Annotated in this window: 6 protein-coding genes and 1 pseudogene; 3 read left to right on the top strand and 4 right to left on the bottom strand. The window is 66.6% G+C overall.

Going from position 1 to position 8,631, the window contains the following annotated elements; translation table 11 throughout:
- Positions 1-219: 219 nt before the first annotated feature.
- Genes emrB through AC1DQP_RS12370 form a run of 4 tightly spaced genes read right to left on the bottom strand, consistent with a single transcriptional unit; the run spans position 220 to position 4,939 of the window.
- Positions 220-1,806, bottom strand: coding sequence for a multidrug efflux MFS transporter permease subunit EmrB (gene emrB, locus AC1DQP_RS12385; RefSeq protein ID WP_256777391.1), 1,587 nt, complete (start codon positions 1,804-1,806; stop codon positions 220-222).
- A gap of 7 nt (positions 1,807-1,813) precedes the next feature.
- Entirely contained in the window at positions 1,814-2,995 is a 1,182-nt protein-coding gene (gene emrA, locus AC1DQP_RS12380) for a multidrug efflux MFS transporter periplasmic adaptor subunit EmrA (protein ID WP_478051696.1), read from the bottom strand.
- A 10-nt stretch (positions 2,996-3,005) separates the two neighbouring features.
- Positions 3,006-4,499 (bottom strand): efflux transporter outer membrane subunit, encoded by a 1,494-nt coding sequence (locus tag AC1DQP_RS12375; RefSeq protein WP_256777389.1) that lies wholly within the window; start codon positions 4,497-4,499, stop codon positions 3,006-3,008.
- Positions 4,496-4,939, bottom strand: a complete 444-nt coding sequence (locus tag AC1DQP_RS12370) for a MarR family winged helix-turn-helix transcriptional regulator (RefSeq protein ID WP_256777393.1) — start codon at positions 4,937-4,939, stop codon at positions 4,496-4,498. Before AC1DQP_RS12370 ends, AC1DQP_RS12375 begins: the two co-directional genes overlap by 4 nt.
- Before the next feature lie 148 nt (positions 4,940-5,087).
- Between AC1DQP_RS12370 and AC1DQP_RS12365 the strand changes: the two genes are divergently transcribed.
- From AC1DQP_RS12365 to AC1DQP_RS12355, 3 genes and pseudogenes are all read left to right on the top strand, one after another.
- Positions 5,088-5,966 (top strand): AraC family transcriptional regulator, encoded by an 879-nt coding sequence (locus AC1DQP_RS12365; RefSeq protein ID WP_457320040.1) that lies wholly within the window; start codon positions 5,088-5,090, stop codon positions 5,964-5,966.
- A gap of 58 nt (positions 5,967-6,024) precedes the next feature.
- Positions 6,025-8,268 (top strand): DNA topoisomerase IV subunit A, encoded by a 2,244-nt coding sequence (gene parC / locus AC1DQP_RS12360; RefSeq protein WP_478051695.1) that lies wholly within the window; start codon positions 6,025-6,027, stop codon positions 8,266-8,268.
- Positions 8,269-8,491: 223 nt separating this feature from the next.
- A pseudogene (locus tag AC1DQP_RS12355) lies at positions 8,492-8,631 on the top strand (IS3 family transposase); the annotation flags it as partial.

Here is an 8,631-nt window from a genome sequence, read left to right as displayed (position 1 = left end):
GGATGGATTTACGGCGTGTCCCGCCAACCCACCCGTACCCATCCAAGCCCGTAGAGGCGCACACCCACAGCCGTTGCCCTGCCGTTGCCCTGCCGTTGCCCTGCCGTTGCTCTGCCGTTGCTCTGCCCCTGCTCCACCTTCGCCTCGCGCGCAAAAACAAACGCCCACAAAAAAACCCCGCCTTCCGACGGGGTTTTTTCGTATCAGCTCACCCGCTGATCAATGCCCACCGGCCGACGCTGCACCTGCGCCCGCACCGAACGGCGGTTTGGCCAGCCACAGGAAGGCGATGATCGCCAGGAAGATCCAGCCCAGCAGGAAGAAGATGTCGTTGAAGCCCATCTGCGAGGCCTGGTGGTTGATCATGTTGTTCAGTACCGCCGCGCCATGTTGCACGTCACCCTGCCCCATCGCCGCCACCTGATCCTGCATGCCCGGCTGATAGACCGAAATGTGCTCGGTCAGATCCGCATGGTGCACCTGCGTCCGGCGCGCCCACAGCCACGTCGTCAACGATGCCGCGAAACTGCCGCCCAGCGTCCGCAGGAACGTTGCCAGGCCCGAACCCGCCGCGATCTCGCGACCGTCCAGGTCCGACAGCAGGATCTGCAGCACCGGCATGAAGAACAATGCCACGCCGATGCCCATGATCAACTGCACGCCCGCCACGTGGGTGAAGTCCACCTGCAGGTTGAAGCCCGAGCGCATGAAGCTGGTGAAGGACAGGAACACGAACGCAAACGAAGCGATCATCCGCATGTCGAAACGCGACGCATATTTGCCCACGAACGGCGTCATGATCACCGGCAGGATGCCGATCGGTGCCGTCGCCAGGCCCGCCCAGATCGCCGTGTAACCCATGTCGCGCTGTAACCACTGCGGAATCAGCAGCGACACACTGAAGAAGGCCGCATACGCCACCACCATCGCCAGCGTACCGGCGCGGAAATTGCGGTGCCGGAACAGCTTCAGATCCACGATCGGGTCCTTGTCGGTCAGCTCCCAGATCAGGAACACCGTCAACGCCACCACCGCCACACAGGCCAGCACCACGATCTTGGGAGAGGAGAACCAGTCTTCGTCGTTGCCCAGGTCGAGCACCAGCTGCAGTGCGCCCACGCCGATCACCAGGGTGATCAGGCCGACGTAATCCATCTTCGGCTTCTCGATCTGCTCCGGGCGGCCCTTCAACTGGCTGCCCACCACCATCGCCGCGAAGATACCCAGCGGCACGTTGATCAGGAAGATCCATTCCCAACTGTAGTTGTCGGTGATCCAGCCGCCCAGGATCGGGCCGCAGATCGGCGCCACCACCGTGATCATCGCCAGCAGCGCCAGCGCCTGCCCACGTTTTTCGCGTGGATAGATCGACACCAGCAGGGACTGGGTGATCGGATACATCGGCCCGGCCACGAAGCCCTGCAGCGCGCGCGACAGCACCAGCATGCCCATGCTCTGGGCCAGGCCGCACAGCAGCGAGGTGATCACGAAGGCCAGCGTCGCCCAGATGAACAGCTTGCGTTCGCCGAAGCGGCGGCTCAGGAAGCCGGTCAGCGGCAGGGCGATCGCGGTGCTGACCGCGAACGAAGTGATGACCCAGGTGGCCTGCTGCGAACTGGCGCCGAGGTTGCCGGCGATGGTGGGCAGCGAGACGTTGGCGATGGTGGTGTCGAGCACCTGCATGAACGAGGCCATCGCCAGGCCGACGGTGCACAGCGCGACGCTGGGCGGCAGGAAACCGGCGGCCGCACCGGGCGCCGACGGTGCGCCCGGGGTGCCGGGCGCGGCGGGAGCTTGTGCGGACATGATGGCCTCAGTTCGCCTTGGCCTGCTGCGGCAGGTTGCCCTGGATGATCATATGGATCATGTCATCGGCGCTGTGCAGCTGCTTGGCGTAGACGTCGGTGTCGAACACCTGGCCCTTGGCAAACTGCGTCGGCAGCACGGTGCCCTTCTGGTCGCGCAGGCTCACTTCGGCCTTGATCGACAGACCGATGCGCAGCGGATACTCGGCCAGCTGCTTGGCATCGATGGCGATGCGCACCGGAACGCGCTGCACGATCTTGATCCAGTTGCCGCTGGCGTTCTGCGCCGGCAGCAGCGAGAACGCCGAACCGGTGCCCAGGCCCAGGCTATCGATGCGCCCCTTGTACTTGACGTCACCGCCGTACAGGTCCGAACGCAGCTCCACTTCCTGGCCCAGGCGCATGTGGCGCAGCTGGGTTTCCTTGAAGTTGGCTTCCACCCACATCTGTTCGGTGGGCACCACCGCCATCAGCGCAGTGCCCGGCTGCACGCGCTGGCCGACCTGCACCGAGCGACGGGCGACATAGCCGCTGACCGGCGCGACGATGCCGGCGCGGGCGTTGTTGAGGAACGCCTGGCGCAGCTGCGCGGCAGCGGCCTGCACGTCCGGCTGGGTAGCGATCACGGTGTCATCGACCAGCGCATTGCTGCGCTCGAAGGTTTCGCGCGAACCGGCCACGGCCGCTTCGGCGCCGGCCAGCTCGTCGCGGGCGTGGGCCAGTTCTTCGTTGGAAATCGCACCGGTGGCGGCCAGCCCCTTGCGGCGGTTGAAGTCCTCGCGGACCCGCTTCAAGGTCACCTGGCGCGCGTTCAAATCCGCCTGCGCGCCTTCCACGCTGCGGTAGAGGCCGCGCGTCTGGCGGACGGTCTTGGCCAGGTTGGCTTCGGCCTGCTGCAGTGCCACCTCGGTATCGGCCGGGTCCAACTGCACCAGCAGCTGGCCACGTTCGACGCGCATGCCGTCATCGGCGTTGATCGCCACCACGGTGCCGCTCACCAGCGGGGTGATCTGCACCTGGTTGCCCTGCACGTAGGCATCGTCGGTATCTTCGAACCAGCGGCCGAACATGAAGTACCACAGGGCCAGCGCGGCCAGCAGCAGCACCACGATGACCAACAGGCCGCGCAGCAGCTTGCCGCGACGGGACGGAGCTGCCGGGGCGGCAGCGGGAGCGGATGTCTGGCTCATGGGATGTGTCTCAGGAATGCGTGGAATCGGGGGTGGCGGCAACCGGGGCAGCGTCGCTGGACGGCGTAAAGCCGCCGCCCAGTGCCTGGCTCAGTCGCACCGAAACAAGGATCTGACGCGACTGCAGCTCGGCCAGTCGCTGCTGGGAGGCCAGCAACTGCTCTTCGACACTGAGCACGTCCAGGTAGCTGCCGATGCCGGCGCGGTAACGCTGGTCGGCCAGGTCATGGGCGGCACGTGCGGTGCTTACCGCCTGGGCCTGCGCAGCGGCCTGGTCGGCCAGCGAGCGCACCGCGTTGACCTGGTCGGCCACATCGCGCAGTGCATTGACCACCGACTGGTTGTAGTCGGCCACGGCCAGGTCGTACTGGGCATCGGTCTTGTCCAGGTTGGCACGCAGGCGGCCACCGTCGAAGATCGGCAGGCTCAGCGCCGGACCGAGGAAGGCGAAGGTCGAACCGCTCTTGAGCAACTGGTCCACTTCACTGGACACGACCCCGCCGAGCGCGGTCAGGTTGAGGCTGGGATAGAACTGCGCCTTGGCCGCGTGGATCTCGCGACCGGCCGCTTCCACCCGCCAGCGCGCGGCGACGATATCCGGGCGACGCCCGAGCAGTTCGCTGGGCAGCACGCCCGGCAGTTGCAGTGCCAGCGGATTGAGCATCTGCGGGCGCACGATCTGCAGGCCGCGGTCCGGGCCCTGCCCGACCAGCGCGGCCAGCGCGGTGCGGGCCTCGTCGATCTGCTGCTGCGCGGCCTGCCGTTGCTGCTGCGCGGCCGGGATCCGGGCTTCGGCCTGGCGGGTCTGCAGGTCGCTGTCGATGCCGGCGGTACGCCGTTGCCGGGTCAGGTCCAGGGTCTTCTGCGAGCGCGCCAGTTCTTCGCTGGCCACATCGTGCAGCGTCCACGCATAACCCAGCTGTGCGTAGGCTTCGGCGATGGCCGCCGACAGGTTCAGGCGCGCAGCCTGGGCATCCACTTCGGCGGCATGCCCGCTGTCCACGGCCGCTTCCCAGGCGGCGCGCTTGCCGCCCCACAGGTCGATGCCGTAACTGAAACTCAGATAGGCCTGGCCGCTGCCGGCATAACTGCCACCCAGCTCGTCGCCGACCATGGATTCGGGCAGGCGCACGCCGGTGTAGCCGCCGGAGGCGGACAGCTTGGGCAGGCGGTCGGCATGGGCGGTACCGATCTGCGCGCGGGCCTGGCGCAGGCGGGCATCGGCCGCATCCAGCCCGGGATTGCGCTGCAGGCCTTCGGCGATCAGAGCATCGAGCTGGGGATCACCCAGCGCGCGCCACCAGTCGGTGGCGGGCCAACCGGGCTGGCTCAGCCCGCTGGCGGCCAGGGTGCGCTGGGTCTGCAGGCTGTCGGGGTCGAGCAGCCGGCCGTGCGGCGCCAGGCCGCGGCTGCTGGCACAGGCGGCCAGCGCAAGCGCCAGCACGGACAGCAGCACCGGCCGCAACGGGCGCAGTGAAATAGTGCGATCAGGGAAGGAGGTCATGGCGTAATCAGGGAGTCACGTACACGGGTCATGAGGGAAAGCAGGTGGGCGCGCTCGTCCGTGGAGAGATCGCGCATTGCGTCGTCGATGGTCTGGTCGCCGCGCTGCTTCAGCCGGGCCCACAGTTGGCGGCCTTCATCAGTCAATACGATCTGCAACGCACGCCGGTCCTGGGCATGCGGCTCGCGCCGCACACAGCCCATTGCTTCCAGCTTGTCCAGCAGGCGGGTCACCGCGCTGGGCACCTGGTCCAGGGCCTGGGCCAACTCGTTGGCGGTGCACGGGGCCTTGACCGAGAGCACCTTCAATCCGAGGTAGTGGGTAAAACCAATGCCGAGGTTTTCCTCAGCCATCGACGTGTCGAGCTGACGGACCAGGCCGTCGCGCACCTGGCGCAACAACAGGCCGAAGCTGGGGGGAGTGGCTTCAGGACAGATCATCATGCGGCGCACTTTACTTCCAGAAGATATATTTCTCAATGGAACTATTCAATCTGGAACAAAATGCTGTGTTGCACCGAACAGAACGCTGATGGGGGTGGGACACCTTAATAGCCAGCCCTGATGGCCCGGTATTACAATCTGGACAATGAATAGCATTTTCAGGCCAGAGGACGCCGTACTCCCCCCGCCGCTGGTACGCCACGAGGTGCTGGACTGGCTCGAGCGCGACGACGGCGTGCCGGTGCTGGGCTTCCAGATCGAGAGCGCGCGCGGGCTGGAACGCGAGATCGACTGGCATGAGCACCGCCGGGCCCAACTGATCTGCGTGGAGGTCGGGCTGCTCAACACCCGCACCCGCCACGGCAACTGGTCGCTGCCGCCGGGCTGCGCCGGCTGGATGCCGCCGGGCGAGCCGCACACCGTGGACATCTCCGGACCGCTGCGTGGCTGGGGCCTGATCATCAGCCCGGCGCTGGCCCATGACCTGCCCGACGAGCCCTGCGTGATTGCCATTTCCGACCTGCTGCAGGCGCTGGCACTGCGGGTGACCCGCTGGATGCCCACCCCCAAGGCCGATCTGCGCCAACAGCACATGATCGAGGTGCTGCTCGATGAGATCCGCAATGCGCCGCGCCAGCGCATGCACCTGCCGATGCCGCAGGACCGGCGGCTGCTGCGGATCGCCTCGCAGCTGATCGCCGATCCGGCCGACGGCCGCAGCCTGGAACAGTGGGCGCACTGGGCCGGGCTGTCGCCGCGTACACTCACCCGGCACTTCCGCGACGAGACCACGCTCAGCTTCGCCCAGTGGCGCCAGCAGGCGCGCCTGGCCGAGGGTCTGCGGCGTCTGTCGGATGGGCACAGCGTGTCCGACATCGCCTACGAGCTGGGTTTCAGCAGCCCCAGCGCCTTCGTCACCGTGTTCCGCCGCCACTTCGGCTGCCCGCCCGGGCGCTACCTGGCACGGACCGGACACCCCCTCAATCCATCACGCGGCTTGGCATCCCCGGCCGCATCCGGATAATCGTCCGCCTGCGAGGGCGACAGCCGTCGCCGTCCCTTGCCACAGGTAACAATCCCGCATGACCGATCTTGCCCGCCCCGCGTTCCACGGCTTTGAACAGCTGCCCCTGCGCGAGTACGCCGAACGGGCGTACCTGGACTATTCGATGTACGTGGTGCTCGACCGCGCACTGCCGTTCATCGGCGACGGCCTCAAGCCGGTGCAGCGCCGCATCATCTATGCGATGAGCGAGCTGGGCCTGAATGCCGCCTCCAAGCCGAAGAAATCCGCGCGTACCGTCGGTGATGTGATCGGTAAGTACCACCCGCACGGTGACAGCGCCTGTTACGAAGCGCTGGTGCTGATGGCCCAGCCGTTCTCCTACCGCTATCCGCTGATCGAGGGCCAGGGCAACTTCGGTTCCACCGACGATCCCAAGTCGTTCGCGGCCATGCGTTACACCGAGTCCAAGCTGACCCCGATCGCCGAAGTGCTGCTGGGCGAAATCAACCAGGGCACCACCGACTGGACCCCGAACTTCGACGGCACCCTGGAAGAACCGACCTGGATGCCGGCGCGCCTGCCGCACCTGCTGCTCAACGGCACCACCGGCATCGCCGTGGGCATGGCCACCGACGTGCCGCCGCACAACCTCAACGAGATCGTCAGCGCGCTGCTGCACCTGCTCGATGATCCGGACGCGACCATCGCCGACCTGTGCGAACACGTGAAGGGACCGGACTATCCGAGCTTCGCCGAGATCATCACCGCGCCGGCCGACCTGCGGAACATGTACGAAACCGGCTACGGCAGCGTGCGTGCGCGCGCGACGTACTTCAAGGAATCGACCAACATCGTCATCAACGCGCTGCCCTTCCAGGTATCGCCGTCGAAGGTGATCGAGCAGATCGCCGCGCAGATGCGCGCCAAGAAGCTGCCGTGGCTGGAAGACATCCGCGACGAGTCCGACCACGCCAACCCGGTGCGGGTGGTGCTGGTGCCGCGCTCCAACCGCGTGGACGCCGACCAGCTGATGGGCCACCTGTTCGCCATCACCGACCTGGAGCGCAGCTACCGGGTCAACCTCAACGTGATCGGGTTGGACGGGCGTCCGCAGGTGAAGAACCTGAAGATGCTGCTCAGCGAGTGGCTGCAGTTCCGCGCCACCACCGTCACCCGCCGCCTCACCCATCGCCTGCAGAAGGTCGAGCGCCGCCTGCACCTGCTGGACGGCCTGCTGGTGGCCTTCCTCAACCTGGATGAAGTGATCCGCATCATCCGCACCGAGGACGAAGCCAAGCCGGCGCTGATCGCGCGTTTCGCGCTGAGCGAGGAACAGGCCGAATACATCCTGGACACCCGGCTCAAGCAGCTGGCGCGCCTGGAAGAAATGAAGATCCGTGGCGAGCAGGACGAGCTGGCCAAGGAGCGCGACAAGATCCTGTCGATCCTGGACAGCAAGGCCAAGCTGAAGAAGCTGATCCGCGACGAACTCACCGCCGATGCGAAGAAGTTCGGCGATGACCGCCGCTCGCCGCTGGTACAGCGTGGCGCGGCGCAGGCCATCGATGAAACCGAGCTGGTGCCGAGCGAGCCGATGACCGTGGTGCTGTCGGAGAAGGGCTGGATCCGTGCGGCCAAGGGCCACGACATGGACCCGTCCACGCTGTCCTATCGCGACGGCGATGCGTTGCTGGGGGCGGTGCGTGCGCGCAGCACCCAGCAGGTGGCGTTCCTGGACAGCGAGGGCCGCGCGTATTCGACCCTGATCCACACCCTGCCCTCGGCGCGCGGCAACGGCGAACCGCTGACCGGCCGCTTCTCGCCGGCGCCGGGCAGCGCGTTCATGACCCTGGCCAGTGGCGAGAACAACACCCGCTTCGTGCTGGCCTCCACGCACGGCTACGGCTTCGTGACCCGCTTCGAGAACCTGACCGGGCGCAACAAGGCCGGCAAGGCGATGCTCAACCTGACCTCCGGCTCGAAGGTGCTTACCCCGGCGGTGGTCGCCAATCCGGAAACGGACCGCATCGTGGCGGTGACCAGCTCGGGCAACCTGCTGGCGATCGCCGCCAGCGACCTGCCGGAATTGGACAAGGGCAAGGGCAACAAGATCATCGACATTCCCAAGGCCAAGCTCGCCACCGAGCGCGTGGTCGCGGTGGTGTCGGTCGCCCCGGGCAACACGCTGCTGGTACGCAGCGGTGCGCGCACGATGAACCTGTCGTTCAAGGACCTGGACACCTACCTGGGCACGCGGGCGACGCGCGGCCATCTGCTGCCGCGTGGCTGGCAGARGGTGGAAGGATTGGCGGTGGAGTAACCCGGTCAGCGGCCGGTTGCGGTTCTTTCCGACGCCGCGGGGAGCCGGCCAGCGGCCGGCACTACCGGTGCGGCGGTTCTTTCCGGTGCGGCGGGAACCGGTCAGCGGCCGGTGTTGCCGATCACGCGCACACAAAAAGGCCGGGTTTCCCCGACCTTTTTGCTTGATTGTGACCCGTCCTGAATTGGGTTGACACCTTTTCCCACAGGAAGAGGAATGTTCAATGGATTCAACACTCAGGCGCAGCCAGCGGGATTACTCGCTGGCCTTCAAATTGTCGGTGGTCGACCAGGTCGAGCGCGGGGAACTGACCTACAAAAAGGCCCAGGAGCGATACGGGATCCAAGGACGGAGCACTGTGCT

It is taken from the genome of Stenotrophomonas sp. P5_A8 (assembly GCF_056400545.1).
Note: the sequence above shows the minus strand (reverse complement) of the source record. Positions and strands in the feature narration are given on the sequence as shown.